The following is an 18,399-nucleotide window of genomic DNA, read 5'->3' on the forward strand; positions in this document are numbered from 1 at the left end:
CCAGTTCCTCCCATAATTATCTCACTAATTCCCTGTCATTTATCTCAAATCTGATCATTATCATCAGCCTTTGCTTTTCGGCAGGCATTTCCAGCATGAAAATTGCCTGGAAAAGAGCCGGTTATCCAGTCAAACTTTGGGGCAACGCCAAGAGTGCGATACACTCTGCCTATTGCCCGTGAACCCAAAAAATCCGATGCCAAAAATATTCTCCACCCTGCTTCTCGGACTCAGCGTGTTAAGCAGCGCTGCCTGGTCGGCAACGCCCGGCGATATTCGCCAGAGCGGTTTTGTCTATTGCGTCAGCGGCGTGATGAACACTTTTAACCCACAGCTGGCAAGTAGCGGGCTGGCCGTCGATACGCTGGCAGCGCAGCTTTACGATCGCCTGCTGGACGTCGATCCTTATACTTATCGCCTGATCCCGGAGCTGGCGGAGAGCTGGGAAGTGCTGGATAACGGTGCCACCTATCGTTTTCATTTACGCCCTAACGTGCCATTCCAGACCACCAGCTGGTTCACACCGACACGCATGATGAATGCCGACGATGTGGTATTCAGTTTTGCCCGGATGTTTGACCGCAAGCATCCCTGGCATAACGTTGGTGGCGGCAACTATCCCTATTTTGACAGTCTGCAATTCTCCGATGCGGTACAAAGCGTTAAAAAACTCGATAAAGATACCGTTGAAATTCGCCTGAACAGCCCGGACGCCTCTTTTCTCTGGCATCTGGCCACCCACTATGCGCCGGTGCTCTCAGCGGAGTACGCCGACAACCTGACAAAAATTAATCGTCAGGAACTGCTGGATCGCCAGCCGGTTGGCACCGGGCCATTTATGCTGAATGAGTACCGCGCCGGGCAATTTATTCGTCTGGCTCGTAATCCGCTCTACTGGAAAGGCGTACCACGCATGCCGCAGGTGGTAGTCGATATGGGAGCCGGAGGCATGGGCCGGCTGTCGAAACTGCTAACCGGTGAGTGTGATGTGCTGGCCTATCCGGCCGCCAGCCAGTTATCGATACTGCGCGACGACCCGCGCCTGCGCCTTACCTTGCGCCCGGGCATGAATATCGCCTATCTGGCCTTTAATACCCGTAAAGCACCGCTGGATCGCCGCGAGGTTCGACAGGCGCTGGCACTGGCGATTAATAATGAGCGCCTGATGGAGTCGATTTACTACGGTACGGCAGAAACTGCCGCTTCTATTTTGCCGCGCGCCTCCTGGGCTTATGATAATGATGCACGCATCACAGAATATAATCCGCAGAAAGCGCGCGATGAGCTGAAACGACTCGGGCTGGAAAATCTGCACCTGAAACTCTGGGTGCCCTCGGCTTCCCAGTCGTGGAACCCCAGCCCGCTGAAAACCGCCGAGCTGATCCAGGCAGATATGGCACAGATCGGGGTACGCGTCACCATTGTCCAGGTTGAAGGCCGCTTCCAGGAGGCGCGTTTAATGGAAATGAATCACGATCTGACGCTAACCGGCTGGGCGACTGACAGTAACGACCCGGACAGTTTTTTCCGGCCGCTGTTAAGCTGCGCCGCAATTAATTCTCAAACCAATTTTGCCCACTGGTGCAACCCGGCATTCGATGAAGTACTGCATAAGGCGTTGTTGTCACAACAGTTGGCTACCCGCATCGATCGCTATGACGAAGCGCAGAATATTCTGGCGCAGGAGCTGCCGGTGCTGCCGCTGGCTTCATCGCTACGGCTGCAAGCCTATCGCCACGATATTAAAGGATTGGTGTTAAGTCCGTTTGGCAATGCTTCCTTTGCCGGCGTACACCGTGATGAAGCCAGGGATCTGAAGCAATGATTATTTATACGCTGCGCCGCCTGGTGCTGTTGCTGACCACGCTATTTATGCTGACGCTGGTCGGTTTCAGCCTGAGCTACTTTACGCCGAATGCACCGTTACAGGGAGCATCGCTGCTGGATGCCTGGCTGTTCTGGTTTAAAGGCATCCTGCAGCTTGATTTCGGCGTCTCCAGCATCAACGGTCAGTCAATCAATCTGCAACTGCGCGAGGTCTTCCCCGCCACGCTGGAACTCTGCCTGATGGCCTTCAGCCTGGCGCTGCTGGTCGGTATTCCGTTGGGAATTATGGCCGGTGTGATGCGCAATAAATGGCAGGATAAACTGATCAGCGCGCTGGCATTGCTCGGCTTTTCAATGCCGGTATTCTGGCTGGCGCTACTGCTGACGCTGTTTTTTTCACTCCACCTCGGCTGGCTGCCGGTATCCGGTCGTTTCGATCTGTTGTATCAGGTCAAAACCGTCACTGGTTTTGCCTTAATTGATGCCTGGCTCAGCGACTCACCGTGGCGTGAGGAAATGTTACTTAGTGCCTTCACCCATATGATTCTACCGGTAACCGCTCTGGCGGTGGCACCCACTACCGAGGTCGTTCGCCTGCTGCGCATCAGTACCAGCGATGTTATCGACAAAAACTATATCAAAGCCGCAGCCACCCGTGGTCTGTCGCGTTTTGCCGTAATCCGCCGTCATGTGATACATAACGCATTGCCGCCGGTGATCCCGCGTCTTGGCTTACAATTTGCCACTATGCTGACGCTGGCAATGATCACCGAAGTGGTATTCAGCTGGCCGGGATTAGGCCGCTGGCTGATTAACGCCATTCGCCAGCAGGATTATGCAGCGATTTCCGCCGGTGTGATGGTGGTGGGCGGGATGGTCATTACAGTCAACGTACTGTCCGATATTTTAGGCGCCATGACCAATCCGTTAAAGCATAAAGAGTGGTATGCCCTTCGATAGTTAGCAGTAATGCACGGCATTCTACCCGGCGCGCGAAAGCCTTCCGGGTTAGACGCACCATTGACAAGGTATCTGGCGGACGCTGGTCACCAACATTACCCAGTTTTTAGACGGCGAAATCCCTGCTAATCCGTACGGTGGTGCACTTAGTCTGGCAGGCATTGCCCTACTTATTTTCACTGTGAGTTTGATCGCGCGCACTGCACGCAAAGCCCTGAATCTGTCACTCTCTAAAGACACACCTGTCTGATAACTGGACAATACTCATATCACTGGAGTAGAAAAGGCATGAATAAATTTATTGCTCCCGTTGAGCTTTCTAAAGCATTTCGTCTGATCAATCACGGACCGACAACGCTGGTCTCAGCGCGACATGCAGGCGTTGATAACGTCATGTCCGCGTCATGGGTATGCGCACTGGATTATTCACCACCGAAGTTAACCGTTGTGCTGGATAAGATGGCGAAAACACGCGAACTAATCGAAAAAACTGGGCAGTTTGTTATTCAGGTGCCAACGGTTGCTCAGCTTAAGCTTACCCACTATGCCGGAACACATAGCCTGCATGATGATCCGGACAAAATGGCACATGCCGACGCCATGGTTTTTAGCATACCAGGCAACGATTTACCTTTTATTGAAGGCTGCTCAGGCTGGCTGGCCTGCAAGGTGATCCCTGAATTACATAATCAGCAGAGCCATGATCTGTTTATTGCTGAAATAACCGGCGCATGGGCCGATACACGGATTTTTAGTGAAGGACACTGGAAATTCGAACATGCCGATCCTGCCTGGCGAAGCCTGCACTACATTGCAGGCGGACATTTTTACGCAACAGGGGAAGCAATGGATATCGGCGGAGAAGAAATGCCCTGATATCTACAGGCAACAGACCGGTATTTACGCCTGTCTTCAGGCGTTTTATTAACTTCCCCTCCTCTTCTCGCTACGCCTTAACGGCGTAAGCGACACCCTCTGATTCTGAATAATCCTTAATTGCAGTAAGCACCATCAGACAACCATCCGCTACGGCTGGTGAGATCAGCACGATGGCTGAATCTGAAAAACATCTTCAATTTTATGGATTCTGTAAGTCATCAAGCCGTGAGAGGTTGCCGAATGACATAAGTTTTATTGCCAAAATCTGAACTACTCAGAAAATTACTTATGAAATGAGGGGTGGAAAATTTGTGTTTTCGCAGAGAAGTTGGAAATTGACTAATCAGAACATGTAAAAAGATAAGGAAGTCAAAATAAAATAAGTGATTTAAGTTAAATTTTAGCGCTATAGCACTAAAAAAACCTCAGGATAGTATTGATAACCATTATCATCTGGTAAGTTGATGATTGATCTGAAATCGATCGATTATACTGCCCATTGATACCCTGAACTAAAATATTCTTTTTAAGATGCGATTCTCTGGATTAATAATCTATATAAATATCGTTTAGCAACATAACCCCCCGAACAGTAGGCAAAACCATTCCATAAGATTTAATGAATGTTTGTTTTTTTATCCTGCAAATCAATCACATCATAACATTTAAACCCACTGTGTATTATTTTATTGTTTATAATCAATATTATAAATCACACTTTTGTTGGTAACACAAATTTGTTTAAGATTTAAATCAACGAAAAAGTGAATTATTAACCACCGCAAGTGCATAAATGATCATTTTTCACTATGGAACCAATGAGGAAAATCGTCGCCCAGAAGAAAATTGCTCTTGAAAGGCAACAAACAAGGAGATCTTTGCGTCAGAAGAAGTACATGCTCAACAGTAAATAGGCAGCGTATTAGTCTGATAAAAAATTAAGGGACACCGAGCCCCATGAGAAGTGAAAAACCGTATTGAATTATGTAATTAAACAGTGCAGCGACAGCTCAAAAAAGTACAAATGGCAAAACATCGTCTGAAACTCGCAGGCATTTTACCCGTTTTATTCACCAAACATTTTAAGTCATTCGGAAAAATAAGGAGATAACCTTGAGTAATGCAGATTTTACCGTCGAGAAAATCAGCCTCACTAACCTGCCCAGCAGATCCAGCGACGTCACGTTTATGTTGAAATTCTTTATCTATATCTCAGTTATTGGCATAGCAATCTTTTTCGCCATGAATGATTCATTATGGATTAAGTCTGTTGGCGTGTTTTTAATGGGTGCCATCTTCGCGCATGGGGTTGAATTACAGCACCAGGTCTTGCACGCCCAGGGAATAAAAAACAGAAAAGGAAACGAAATTATTGGTATCTTGCTGGGTCTTCCCATGCTGGTCTCGTATGCTGATTATAAGTATAGTCATCTGAATCATCATAAGTTTTTAGGAACGCCACAAAACAAAGAATACTTTGATTACGGTGACCAATATGGCACGCTTAGTTTCATGACGATCTGGGCTTTAGTTTCACGTCTTTTTATGATCCCCCAGTACTATGCATTTATTAAAAAGGCTTTCATCGCCCTTACCTTTCAGGATTATGAGGACACCACGCCAAAAGTTTCTAAACAGATTCGCAGAGACTATCTGGTGATGATTTCGTTTATGACTGTGCTGGCTACACTGTCATATCTTTACGGATGGGAGATCATCGCGACATTTTGGCTGATACCTTTTGTTGTTATTGCATCACCTATACACGCACTTATCGAAATGCCAGAACATTATCAATGTAATACCGAAAGTACACATCAATACTCAAATACACGAACCATTAAAAGCAATGCATTTATGACATGGTTTACTAATGGGAATAACTTTCATGTTGAGCATCACATGATGCCCGGCCTGCCGATCGACCGCCTGCATGATTTACATGCAAAAATTAGCGGTAAGTATGAACATTACAGTCCAACCTATCGAGCCTTCTATATGGGGGTTCTGAAAAAAATGTTAAGGAAAGAAAGTAATGAATAATGAGTTCTATCTGCAAGAAGCACGTTACTTTCAGGACAGATTTAACAGCAGAGGATTAGCTGACCAGCTGGAAAAAACCAGAAGACATAACGAGTTTCTCGAATCAGATCGAGAGATAATTCGAAAGTCACCCATGTTCTTTTTAGCCACGTCATCTCCGGATGGCTACCCGGATTGTTCTGTGAAAGGGGGAAATCCAGGTTTTGTAAAAATAGTAAATTCTTCCACCTTAATCTTTCCTGATTATGACGGAAACGGAATGTACAGAAGCTTAGGTAACATAGCCTCTAATCCTAATATAGGAATGTTATTTCTTGAGTATGAAGGTGGGCGAAGAAAATTAAGAATTAACGGTCAGGCTTCTGTAAGTGAAGAACCGGATATCTTAATAAATTTACCGGGCGCAAAATTAGCCGTTATTGTTAAAGTCAGGGATATTTTCCCTAACTGCCCCAGATATGTTCCGCTACTGGAAGTGAAGCAAAGCTCGGCATATAACCCAGATTATGGTTATGCCCCCCCGGAACCCGACTGGAAAAGTAAAGATGATCTCAAAGATTTTGTGCCAAAAAAGGAGTGAGGATATGAATTCCAAAAAACAACTTGCAAAAGGGATTGACGTTTCCGATACAACGCTTGAAGAACAAAAAACATTAAATTCATTCTATCTGCGAGAAATCGGACAGCCTGCAAATTTCAGGGAGAGTCCAGATTTAAGTGAGTATTTCTTCATCGAAGAAATCGAGGACAGATGGAATGCATATGAAGCATCCAGATTGGCAATGCAGGATTACCCCACCAATGCGGAAGATTTTCTAAGCTGGTACAACAAATTGCATATGGCGCACAGAAAAATCGTGGCCCCCTTTTTCACACGGCTGGCTGAGCATTCAACACTTGAAGAGCTGACATTTTATATTGCGATGGAAAATGAGGTAGATGGACGATTTGACGATGTGATTTCTCTTGCTCAACTTGGTATGACCGGCGATATGAAACTGGCTCTCGCCGAAAATTATTGGGATGAGATGGGGATGGGCAGCCTGGAAGAGATGCACACGGTTTTGTTTACCGCCTCAGCAGAAAAGCTGCGTGGGATTGCCGGATTATCCTCAGAAAAAATTCAGGTACCCAGCGCAGCATTAAAAAATGGCAACCTGTTGTTGATGTATGCCTTGCGCAGAAAATATCACCCACGATTGCTGGGTACGCTGGCTATTCTCGAGCATACCGCACCCTATCGATTCGCAAAAACAGTACAAGCAATGCGCCGGTTAGGAATACCTGAGGATGTCATCTATTACCATGACATGCATATTCAGGTCGATGCAAATCATGGAAAGCAACTTATAGAAAGAGTGTTGATGACTCTCGCTAAAGATAATCCCGATATCATTCCGGAGTTATGTATCGGTTGCCTTGTCCGATATAACGTCGCAGTGGATTATTACAATAGTGTTGAAGCGGAAATGGATAAAATCACCTTACAAAAAGAAAAGGAGTATTAAAATGAGTAGTACCACACTGGAAAAACCGTCAACAGCAAAAATTTACAACCTGGAAAGTCAACGTTTTGTTTTGGGTAGCGCATCTCAAGTTTTCGGCATTGATTTCCTCACGCATCCAGACTGGAAAGCATTTCAGGCATTTTTTGAAGACCTGGAATTAGACCAATACATGATGGATGGCGGATTATATCGCCAGCGTCGCTTTGGCCGCTTCAAATGGTTTGCTGATGGAAACCGGCTGGAACAGCAGCCACAAACGCCCTATACACAGCCGCTGTACTTTAATCCACTGAATGGTGGCATTGAACGACACTTTGCCCCTTTAACCGATACAATTGTAAATAATCAGGTCGTAAGAGAAATTCTTCTGAGACTGGCTAAGGCTTATGGTGAGCTGGAAGATATTCAGACCTGGAAAATCAATGCTTACTTTAACAGGATCATTGCGACAAAAGACTTTTCTGGACAGCCAGTGCCCGAAGGTAAACATCGTGACGGTGTCAAATTTAGCTGTTTGTTTATGGCAAACCGTTTAAATGTTTCGGGTGGATCAACCACACTGACTGATATCTTATATCAACAAGAAGTGTTCACCGGAACACTGCAAAATCCATCTGATGTTTTAATTTTCCGCGATGACACAGTAATTCATGATACCAGTGCGATTACGGTTAATGAAGGATTTAAAGAAGGTTACAGAGACGTACTGGTTATCGAGTTTTACTGATATATAGGATGTGAATTGTGACTATTCAGGTTGCGATACAACCAGATTTGACCACAAGAGAGCTGACTTCAAGAACAATCGATGAAAATGAAATATTTATTATCGTCCCATTATTAGTACAGCTTTATCAGAATTTGCCAATTGAGACGATTAAGTCCCGACTTGACGAGATAAAACATCTTAACTGGTCCTGTTTGGGCGTATTTTATAAAGATAGTCTTGTCGGTATATCTGGCTATTGGTTAAACACACGACTTTATTGCGGAAAGTATTTATACGTGGATCACTTTGTGGTTGATGACGCTTTCCGGCAATCAGGTGTCGGTGCACTTCTGATGCAAAAGATAAAAGAAGTAGCCGAACAGAATCAGTGCGGTCATATATGCCTTGATACCTTTACTGGCAACTCACAGGCACAGAAGTACTGGTCAAAGCATAAATTTAATATTGTTGGTTTTCATTACGTATTACAGCATTAATTAAAAGGAATCTATCATGGAACATAACTATTCCAGAGATGTCATTTACAGTCGTATGTTGGGAATTGTGAACGAAGAAGAACTCGCTTTACTGGCAGATAAAACTATCGCCGTTCCTGGCTGTGGGGGAGTTGGCTATACACATGCTGAAACCCTGGTAAGAATGGGGGTGGGTGGCGTGCACATCGCCGACTTTGACACCTTTGGCCCGGAAAATTTCAACCGACAGTTTGGTTCAAGTATTCATACTGTAGGACAAAAAAAAGCAGATGTACTCAGGGAACGTCTGCTGTCCATTAATCCGGCATTGAGGATTTCTCAGTTTGAAGAGGTGAATCCTGACAATGTAGACGATTTTCTTGAAGGTGTGGATGTACTGTGCGATGCGCTTGACTACTTTGTGATTGAACCACGCATTGTCATGTATCGCCGTGCCAGGGAACTGGGCATTCCGGCAGTGATCTCATGCCCCATCGGGTTTGGCGGAACCTTGCATTTCTTCGACCCACAATCGATGTCCTTTGAAGAGTATTTCGCTCTGTCTGCCGAAATGAATGAAACACAGAAACTGATCAATTTTGGCATCGGTCTGGATCCTTTGCGCTTACACAGTAGTTACCTGGATTCACCCCGACTGGATTTTGAAAGCCGAAAAGTCGCTTCACTAAGTTCTTCGTGCCTGCTGGCAACAACACTCACGTCAACTTTTACATTAGCGAAACTGCTTGATCGTGATATGTTTTTTAAACCGGTCCCTTACGTGCATCAGATCGACTACATGGCTGGACGATTTGAACAAACGTATGTAAATGAGGGCGTTAACGGGCTTAAATCCGTCATGAAGCTTCAGGCAGCCGGATAGGAAGCGACGTGCGGAACTGAATCTCACCATTACATTGGCACTTACATTATGAAATCACGCATTTTTATAGACGGTGAAGCGGGAACGACAGGGTTGCAGATACATTCTCAACTCAATGACCGTGATGATATTGAGTTAATTGAGCTGGCGCGTTCAGATCGAAAAGACCCACAGAAACGTAGCCAGGCGCTAAACGAATGTGACATTGCGATTCTGTGCCTGCCTGATGATGCAGCACGCGAAGCAGTATCATTTGTTGAAAACCCACGGGTACGTATCCTGGATGCGAGCTCGGCTCATCGTTCCACCACCGGCTGGGTATACGGTCTGCCTGAACTGACTCCGGGTCAAGTACAGTTGATTGCTGAAGCCAACAGAGTGACTAACCCTGGCTGCTATCCTACAGGGGCGATTACTTTGCTGCGTCCTCTGACTGAGGCGGGCATCGTTCCGCGTGATTACCCTGTCAATGTACATGCCATATCGGGTTATTCCGGTTCCGGACGCTCGTTGATTGATGCCTATGAAGATCCACAGCATCCTCAGGCAACTAATGCTCCTTTTCGTGGATATGGTTTAAGTCTTAAGCATAAACATGTTCCTGAGATGCAGAAACAGGCACTGCTTTCATTTCCACCGTTGTTTACGCCTTCCTATGGAAAATACCGTCAAGGGATCGTTCTGTATGTTCCACTGCATTTGAGACTTCTGAAGCCTGGAGTCAGCGCCAAACAGATACATGATTGTCTGTCTGTTTATTATTCTGATTCAGAATACATTAATGTCGTTCCCGTTGAACAGGCAGCAACGATTACACAATTGGATCCTGAATATTTAAATGGAACAAATAATCTCGATATTTACGTCTTTGCTAATGAAGATTCCGGACAAATTCTGTTAGCTGCGGTGTTCGACAACCTGGGTAAAGGTGCGTCTCGCGCTGCTATCCAGAATCTGAATATCATGTTAGAAAATACATCGCTGTAAATAACATGCTAACTTCCTCTCCAGCTTCTGGAGAGGATATTGATTAAATTAATCTGAAAACCAGCACTCATTACATAACTGAGAGGGTTAGTCTCGCCATGAATAAACATCATGAAATTACATCTCCCCTGACCTATGAACAAAAGAATATTTGGCAATTGCATATTGATAACCCAGGCATTCCATTGTTTAATGCAAATTATCTTTTTCATATTAAATCAGGATTCGAATGTGATTATTTTGTGCAAGCGTTGAGGCTGGTCGTCGCGCGTCACGGTGGATTATCCTCACGTTTCGGTGGAAATACTGAGCATGCCATGCAATATGGGCCGTCAGAAACTGAAGATAAAATTTCTGACTTTGTCTATTTATTTGAGAAAGCAGAAAACTTTAAAGAAGCGCATGACATTATTAAAATGCGTAGTGTCGTGCCCTTCCGACTAAACCTGGCTTCACCCATCCGAGCCGATATTGTCCCGATGGCCAACGACGCCTTTCTGATTAACATTACTGTTCATCAGATTGTTTGCGATTGCTGGTCTGCATCACTTTTCTTCGAAGAGCTGAGTTCATATTATAATTCATTATGTAATGATAAAGAGACCGTCGTTGCTGACAATGCCATCAGTTATATGAGTTTTTCACTGTGGCAAAAACAGCATCAGGAAAAAGCCAAATCGAATATGTCATATTGGTTAACGTATCTGCAGGGCGTGGATAGTCATTTAGATCTGTCAAAATATAAAGATCCATCAGACGCCTCCCCTTTTTCAGGCGGCGTTGCAATAAAAAACCTCACTGGAACTATTCACAGCCAGGCCTGTGCTTTAGCTAAAAATTATGCAGTCACACCCTACGCTATTTATATGACACTGTTCGCTGCTTTCTTACAGCATTGCACACAGCAGAACGATTTCTGCCTGTCATATCCGAGTTCCAACAGAAACATGCCTGAATCAGATGAAATTCTGGGGTTGTTTACACGCTTACTGCCCGTAAGATTTACATTCGGAGCGGAAAGCACGTTAAAGGAGATGGTAGCAAAAGCCTATGAGGCTCTCCTTGATAATAGCGAACACGACTTATGCTGCATGGCAGATATCGTCAAGGAGGCGGGTTTGATTAGCGATATAAACCCTTTTGGCTTGTTCAAAATTGTTTTTGGGCAAATTGGCCGGGTAAACAATGGGCTTGACCTTAAATCTGCCAGCATTGAACAATTACCTGTTCATACCGGTTATACCAAAACGGATCTGTTGATAATGCTGGATCTTCACTCAATTCAACCTGTGGTATTTATTGAGTTTTCATCCAAAAACTTCTCTGATGAAAGCATTTCGACCTTATGGCAAGATTTTTCGCATTTCCTGCAGTCAGTTTTGAACAACAATCTTGAGACAAGTAATGAGGCTGAAGGCACTGAGTCGGCCGCTATCATAGCGTAAATTCAAGACTTATATTTAAGCTATCAAACAGATTTTAAACACTAACATGTCTTGAATTATATAATGGCAATGCAATCATAATCAGATTGTCGTGCTTTCTGCTTTTGTAATGGAGTTCACCTGTGAGCAAAGATTTTAACTTATCTGACGATGTTTACGGATTATCATTAGAACAGAAAAAAATATGGGCTCAGACTATTCAGCAGCCTAATCAGACAGCCTATAATATTTCAGAAGGATTTAAATGTTCAGGCGAAATTAATTTTGCGGCTTTGATTTCCGCTTTAAAGCTCACCATTAACAATACCCCCGCCCTTTCCGTTATCTTTCAAGAAAAGGATGACGGTACCTGGCAGTGCCCTGCACCAGATGTTGTAGAGCGTGCAGAGTATATTACTCAGGCAGAGGGTTTTCCTTCTTATAATGAAGCCCAAAAGTTCGTCTGTGAAAAATCCAACACGCCTTTCGACCTGTATAAAGAAATTCCAGTAAGAATGATTATTGCACGATATGCACACCAGCACAGTATCGTTGCTCTCTGTTTTCATCATATCGCGATTGATGGCTGGTCGGCACAGCTTTTTTATAATGATTTAAACGCAAACTATAGCAAATATTTAGACGATACAGAATCCAGTAATGATAAACCTGCTGCAAGTTATTTTAATTACTTATCCTGGCAGCAGGATGCACAACAAAAGCTCGCTCGTCAAAATAGTCATGAGTACTGGTGCAAGTATCTCAGTGATGCCTCACCGATTCTTGAGCTACCGATGAACAGAAAAAGAGGAGGCAATTTTAACTCCGCTGGCTCCTCGATGACTTTACCGATACCCGAAAAAATTTGTCAGTCCGTGAAACATTCTTCCGTTCAGCATCATGTTACAGATTGGTGTTTTTATCTGACTGTTTTTTCCCTGTTGCTGCAGCGTTATTCAAATCAAACTCTGTTTTGTATTGGATATCCATCGGCTAATCGTGCCATGCCGGGAAGTGAAATGATCGGTGGCCTGTTTACCAATACGCTGGTTCTGAAAGCTGAATTTAATCCGGATGAGCGCTTCTCAACATTACTCAGCAGAAATTACGATACTCTGCTGTCGGGATATGCCCATGACAATGTTCAACTTGAAACCGTTATCAATGAATTAAATGTTCCTCGTAGCGCATCCTGTAATCCCCTCTGGCAGGTCCTTTTTGCACAACAGGATCGTCGTGGATATGGCCTCAATTTGACTGGGGTGAGCACTTGCCAGTACTCAATGCCGGCGTCTAACGTCAAGCTCGACTTAAGCGTTATGATTGACACTGACAGCAACGGCACGCAAGGCATCATTGAATTCTCAGATCAGCTGTTTGAGAGAAAGGAGATTGAGGTTTTATGGCGTCACTATCTTCAGCTTCTGACCAGTTTTGCCAACGATGTCCATCAGCCACTGAATGCCCCTGTCCTGGCAGATGCTGAGCCGCAACCTGCAAAAAAAACCTCCTCTGTCGGGAAATCCAGCTACCACTCTCTGAACTGCTGGTTTGAGACAATCGTAGCAAATTATCCTGAGCGGATTGCAGTTGAATGTGAACAAGCATCTCTCACCTATGCTCAGTTAAACGACAAAGCTAATAGTCTCAGCAGAGAGCTTTTGAAGCAGGGAGCCAAACCCGGTGAACTTATTGGCTTGTCGTTAAAGCGAAATGAATATCTGATCATCGGGATTATCGCAATTCTAAAAACAGGATGTGGCTACTTACCACTGGATCCCACTTATCCCCTTTCCCGCATCGATTATATTTTGCAGGACACTGATTCCAGGATAGTTGTTACCGATAATGACACCGCGCCATTGCTAGCCGGAAAAAATGTTCGATTAGTTGATGTTTCAGGCTGTACCAATGAGAAGAAAATAAGGACATTGGGTGAAGTGATCAACGATGGTTCATCACTTGCCTACTGTATTTATACCTCAGGCTCCACGGGCAATCCTAAGGGAGTATTAATCTCTCATACCAATGTGATGCGCTTATTTGATAATACACACCAATGGTTCTCATTCGATCAACATGATGTCTGGACACTATTTCACTCTTATTCATTTGATTTTTCAGTCTGGGAAATTTTTGGTGCATTACTGCATGGCGGCAAGTTGGTTGTCGTTCCTTATGATATTTCACGCAGCCCGGAAGATTTTCGCAAATTACTCAAGGAGAGAAAAGTCACCGTGTTAAATCAGACTCCATCGGCTTTTAACCAGCTAAGCCTGGTTGAAATGACAAACTTTGATGAGGATGATCGGTTAAAGAATTTAAGATATGTAATATTTGGTGGTGAAGCATTAAATTTTGCCACCCTCAGCGGCTGGGTATCCAAGTATGGTGATAGCAAACCTGACCTCGTTAATATGTATGGAATAACTGAAACAACCGTTCATGTAACACACAGAAAAATTTCCTTAGATGATATTATAAATAATAGCGCCAGCTATATTGGTGACGCCATACCTGACCTCGATATCGCTATACTTGACTCTTTGGGCAGGCCAGTACCAACAGGGATGGTTGGCGAAATGTACATATCAGGTGCCGGTCTGGCGATTGGGTATCTTAATCGTGACAGTCTGAACAGTGAACGATTCATTCACATTAGTCTTAAAGGCAGAAAGAAAAGATATTATAAAACCGGTGATTTAGCTAAACGTCGTTTTGATGGCGAGCTGGAATACTATGGCCGGGCTGATAAGCAGGTTAAAATCCGCGGGCATCGCATAGAACTTGGTGAGATTGAAAGCGCTCTGATAAAACTCCCTGACGTGTCAGAAGCTGTCGTATTGGCTCACCGCGACGCGCATGGAAAGGATAAACTTAAAGCATGGGTGAGTATTGCGTCGAAAATGCGGTGCAATCCTCTACTGATCAAATCGCAGTTAGCCGCGTCTTTGCCTTCCTATATGATTCCACAAGAAATCATCATAATCGACAGTATTCCTCTGACAACAAACGGTAAAGTGAATACTCAGGCATTGCCGGAAAACTCCCTCTGCACCAGTCAGACAGATTTGATGCCGGTTAAAGCCAATAGCTTATTGGAGACTAAACTGCACAGTATCTGGTGCAACATTCTCGGGCGAACGGAGGTTAGCATTCATGATAACTTTTTTGCCCTGGGTGGCGATTCCCTGCTTGCGGTGATGTTTTCCCAGCAATGCCGTAAAAATAATATAACACTTAACGTGATTGATTTACTCAATCACCAGACTATTGCAGAACTCGCGATGTTCGGAGAAAGTGAGGATTTTGACTCGCCCTTAAATAAGAATGCCGTCACCGAACATGAGAATGTTGAAGGAAATAAATCAGCACCACCAGACGGTATATACCCGATGTCGGGTATGCAGCAGGTAATGTTTGAAAACTATAATAAGGTTTCTGCCCGTTGTTCCGGCGCTTATCATGTACAGCAGTCATATCGCATGACTGATGAAAACCCACAGCCCCAGGCGATGTTGAAAGCGATTAAGATGATAATGGAATCTCATCCTGTATTAAGGACTGTCGCTTTGCATGATGATGTTAATGGCTGGAGTCAAATGTTTGCTGATGACATTCCTGTCGACTTTAAGTTTCATGATTTAACCAAGCTTAATGGCTCTGATATTGATAATAAAATCTCGGCTATCAGGGAACAAGACCTTGAGATGCCCTTCACTTACAACGTGTCGAGGAAGGCACTCTTCAGATGTAACTGGTTTCAGATTTCAGTTAACCGCTTTGAGTTATTACTGTCCAGCCATCATGGTATCGCTGATGGGTGGGGAAACCAGGTATTACTGACAGAATTATTTGACCTTTATCGCGCCATCAGAAAAGGAGAAGACAGCCAGCCCGATATCCGTCCTAATGTATTTCTGGAATATTTAGCGCTTGAGAAAAACAATGCAGCAGACAGAGCACATAAACACTTCTGGTTACCGTTCAGAAAAACAAATCAAGATGCTAAAAGCAATACTTATGCATCATATGATGGTTTGGCGAATCCCAGAATTGACCGTTTCGTTGACAGTACACTTATGGCACGACTGGAAAAAATTGCGCGTAAAAATAATGTCACATTGAAATCCTTGATTCTTTATGCACTCAACTCAGCTTTGTTAAACACAGAATGCAATTACGATAAAGTTATTGGCGTTGTCAGCAATGGTCGGAAAGATAATTTAAGCGATCCATTGCGTTCTCTGGGCCTGTACTGGAACATGCTTCCTGTACGTTTTAAAAATTTGCCCACTATGGCGTCACTCAAAAGAGTGCATGATGATCTACTGGCTTGCGAACAGTTTGGTCTTTACCCGATAGCTTTTCATGACAGTTATATCAAGCCCTGTGTGACATTCAATTTTGTGAATTTTCATAACAAATTTGATTTTGGCACTCATTCTGGCATGGAACTTATCAGTGAATACTGGCATGACCGCTTCCACTATCCACTTAATGTCTATGTGGCTGGCGGCAACAACAGAGATGAAAACCTGTTCAGGATAGAAAGCAGCGCTGGATACATTAGTTTTCAGCAAGCTAATGCTCTGATGAGTGATTTCATTTCATGCCTGTCAGACATATCAATTAATCCCTTATGGAAAACTGACCAACACGTATTGTCCGACTAATCGGGTCGATAAAAATCAGCGTAATTTTAAACAGGAAAGTTATGAAAGCAGCAGACACTAATACTCTTCAGGCTATCATTTTATCTATCTGGAAACAGGTGTTAAACAATGAGAACATCGCCCTGGATGATGATCTTATCGGCATTGGCGGTCAGTCACTCGATGCGCTCAAAATTGCTAATGAATGTCAAAGACAACTTGGCAAACCCGTGAATATGGTCAGGGTTCTGCGCAGCAGAACGGTGGCAGGCCTGACAGAAAGCTTAAGCAAAGCGTAAGTTTTCAAAAAAATCACACCAGATTATTTTGAATTTACAAATCACCAATCCAGTGAGATTCGCTGTTTTAATTTATTTAAATGGTGAGTTTCACTGTCTATATTCCCTTTCGCGGAGGATTAGACATGATTATTCAGATCAGCCAAATTTCCTTTAAGATTAATTTTACTTTATAATTTTTGCGCCATTGTTCAAGGGATACGAGTACAACTCATGGGTATAATTGATTATAAATTAAGAGACTTAGTGAAGTTTTACGGGATGTTAGCGCTACTTTATTTTAGTGATATGGTTTTACTGGTTGGTCTGATCTGGAACACTTATAAAGTGACTAAAGCTCCCTACTTCTTAGGCGTTGTTCTTTCAGTAAGTGTACTCATACCCTTTATCATCCGGCGTTTTTTCAACGGCATCAATCTTTTACATTTAAACTTTAGAAAATTATTTATCCTTCGCCTGTGCTCCTATTTACTGATTGCTTTCGTTGCCATTTCAAACTTCTCAGATAAATACACTGAGACCTCGATAATTATTATCCTTTATGGAATTTTAACCTTGTCGACATTGAGCACCTTTGAAGCCGGAAATATTAAACTGGTCAGGTCCGATATAGTGTCGTCACTAAATGCCTCCCGATTATTGCAGACCGTCATTCAGACAGGCGCTTTTGTTGGAGCATTGATAAGTGGGTTGTTATTAGACAAATACAGTTTCCACAACATCGTGCTGTATATTAGTCTGTATGATATTTTAATAAGCATTGTAGGGTTTATTTTTCTTAAAGATATCGCTTCCCCACCCAAAACGCCAAATCCTGAATCTGCCAACTCAGTCAATATTATCAGCCTCCCTTCTCTGTTCACTTCCCAGAAGCTGCTGATTTGTTTAATCGGCCTCATCGGCCTTCATATTTCATCATTCAACCTGCTTACGCCTGTTATCTATCAGAGTTTAAACCACTGGGGCAGTGAACAGTTTGGTATCGCGAGCGGTGCAGCGTGCTTTGGTGCTTTTTTATCCGCCCTGTTAGCGACAAAAAAATGGAATTATGCTCTGGCTGCGTTACTTTTAGTGATCAGTGATACGGTTTTTTGCAACATTGAAATTAAATCAGTTAACGTCGCATCCTGTTTCTTTTTGGGGCTATTTCTCAATTTAGTGCGTATTGGCCTTCGTTCAGAGTTTATTGATTCAATCGCCGAGGGGCAATCAGAAGAGGATTTGGCGGCTAAAATCACCACTGTGTATTCTCTGTGCCAGGCAGCAGGCCCCATTATAATGGGTTTTGTTATCTCAGAGCACTTTCTTGGCGTTGCATCAGCAAGGTGGCTACTGACTTTTGTGGCAATATGCATATTGATTGGAATCGTAGTCTTCAATAACGTAAAAAAAATGCCTGCAGAGATGAAGTCTGCCTGACAACGTTCATCCAGGTACGGTCAAAATAATCGCGCTGCCATCTTGTTTTAGCGATTGCAGCGTACCCACTTTTAGTGGCAAGGGGCGTGCTGGCGGAAGTCAGAACGTCTGATAAGGAAACAAGATGTTTGCATCCCTCCCGGCACACCCTGGCTGCATGCTTCATAACCATCTGTAACCCGTGCGCGAAATTGCTGCCTGCCTTCCCTTGCTTGTAATAGTGATATAGAACGATAATCGCCTGTGCTGAGTTGGGTATTGATTAGCACTGTGCCGCTATCACCGACCAATCAAAGCGATTCATACTGAGCCACGATCAGGCATGTTACT

At 43.9% G+C, this 18,399-nt stretch carries 14 protein-coding genes; all 14 read left to right on the plus strand.

The window, feature by feature from the left end; translation table 11 throughout:
* The first annotated feature begins 196 nt into the window (after positions 1–196).
* The 14 genes from sapA to RIN69_RS12315 all read left to right on the plus strand — a co-directional run bounded on the left by sapA (position 197) and on the right by RIN69_RS12315 (position 18,069).
* Positions 197–1,825, plus strand: a complete 1,629-nt coding sequence (sapA, locus tag RIN69_RS12250) for an ABC transporter substrate-binding protein SapA (RefSeq protein WP_313852120.1) — start codon at positions 197–199, stop codon at positions 1,823–1,825.
* Positions 1,822–2,787 (plus strand): putrescine export ABC transporter permease SapB, encoded by a 966-nt coding sequence (gene sapB, locus RIN69_RS12255; protein ID WP_313852121.1) that lies wholly within the window; start codon positions 1,822–1,824, stop codon positions 2,785–2,787. The genes sapA and sapB overlap by 4 nt, the downstream gene beginning before the upstream one ends.
* 288 nt (positions 2,788–3,075) lie before the next feature.
* Positions 3,076–3,663 (plus strand): flavin reductase family protein, encoded by a 588-nt coding sequence (locus tag RIN69_RS12260; RefSeq protein ID WP_313852122.1) that lies wholly within the window; start codon positions 3,076–3,078, stop codon positions 3,661–3,663.
* 1,116 nt (positions 3,664–4,779) lie between these two features.
* Positions 4,780–5,709 carry a fatty acid desaturase family protein gene (locus RIN69_RS12265; protein ID WP_313852123.1) on the plus strand — a complete coding sequence of 310 codons (930 nt, stop codon included), beginning with the start codon at positions 4,780–4,782 and terminating at the stop codon, positions 5,707–5,709.
* Positions 5,702–6,289 carry a pyridoxamine 5'-phosphate oxidase family protein gene (locus tag RIN69_RS12270; RefSeq protein ID WP_313852124.1) on the plus strand — a complete coding sequence of 196 codons (588 nt, stop codon included), beginning with the start codon at positions 5,702–5,704 and terminating at the stop codon, positions 6,287–6,289. The genes RIN69_RS12265 and RIN69_RS12270 overlap by 8 nt, the downstream gene beginning before the upstream one ends.
* A 4-nt stretch (positions 6,290–6,293) precedes the next feature.
* Positions 6,294–7,217, plus strand: coding sequence for an iron-containing redox enzyme family protein (locus RIN69_RS12275; RefSeq protein ID WP_313852125.1), 924 nt, complete (start codon positions 6,294–6,296; stop codon positions 7,215–7,217).
* A 1-nt stretch (position 7,218) separates the two neighbouring features.
* Entirely contained in the window at positions 7,219–7,944 is a 726-nt protein-coding gene (locus RIN69_RS12280) for a 2OG-Fe dioxygenase family protein (RefSeq protein WP_313852126.1), read from the plus strand.
* Between the two features lie 17 nt (positions 7,945–7,961).
* A complete protein-coding gene (locus RIN69_RS12285; RefSeq protein ID WP_313852127.1) occupies positions 7,962–8,423 on the plus strand; it encodes a GNAT family N-acetyltransferase in 462 nt (153 codons plus the stop codon).
* A gap of 16 nt (positions 8,424–8,439) precedes the next feature.
* Positions 8,440–9,285 carry a ThiF family adenylyltransferase gene (locus tag RIN69_RS12290; protein ID WP_313852129.1) on the plus strand — a complete coding sequence of 282 codons (846 nt, stop codon included), beginning with the start codon at positions 8,440–8,442 and terminating at the stop codon, positions 9,283–9,285.
* 48 nt (positions 9,286–9,333) lie between these two features.
* On the plus strand, positions 9,334–10,272 hold the full coding sequence (gene argC / locus RIN69_RS12295) for an N-acetyl-gamma-glutamyl-phosphate reductase (protein WP_313852130.1): 939 nt from the start codon (positions 9,334–9,336) through the stop codon (positions 10,270–10,272).
* Between the two features lie 98 nt (positions 10,273–10,370).
* Positions 10,371–11,717, plus strand: coding sequence for a condensation domain-containing protein (locus RIN69_RS12300; protein ID WP_313852131.1), 1,347 nt, complete (start codon positions 10,371–10,373; stop codon positions 11,715–11,717).
* A gap of 122 nt (positions 11,718–11,839) precedes the next feature.
* Entirely contained in the window at positions 11,840–16,372 is a 4,533-nt protein-coding gene (locus RIN69_RS12305; RefSeq protein WP_313852132.1) for a non-ribosomal peptide synthetase, read from the plus strand.
* A gap of 41 nt (positions 16,373–16,413) precedes the next feature.
* Positions 16,414–16,650 (plus strand): acyl carrier protein, encoded by a 237-nt coding sequence (locus RIN69_RS12310; protein WP_313852133.1) that lies wholly within the window; start codon positions 16,414–16,416, stop codon positions 16,648–16,650.
* Positions 16,651–16,863: 213 nt separating this feature from the next.
* Positions 16,864–18,069, plus strand: a complete 1,206-nt coding sequence (locus RIN69_RS12315) for an MFS transporter (protein ID WP_313852134.1) — start codon at positions 16,864–16,866, stop codon at positions 18,067–18,069.
* The last annotated feature ends 330 nt before the right edge of the window (positions 18,070–18,399 follow it).

This window comes from Winslowiella toletana, from assembly GCF_032164335.1.
In the GTDB taxonomy this organism is placed as follows: domain Bacteria; phylum Pseudomonadota; class Gammaproteobacteria; order Enterobacterales; family Enterobacteriaceae; genus Erwinia; species Erwinia toletana_A.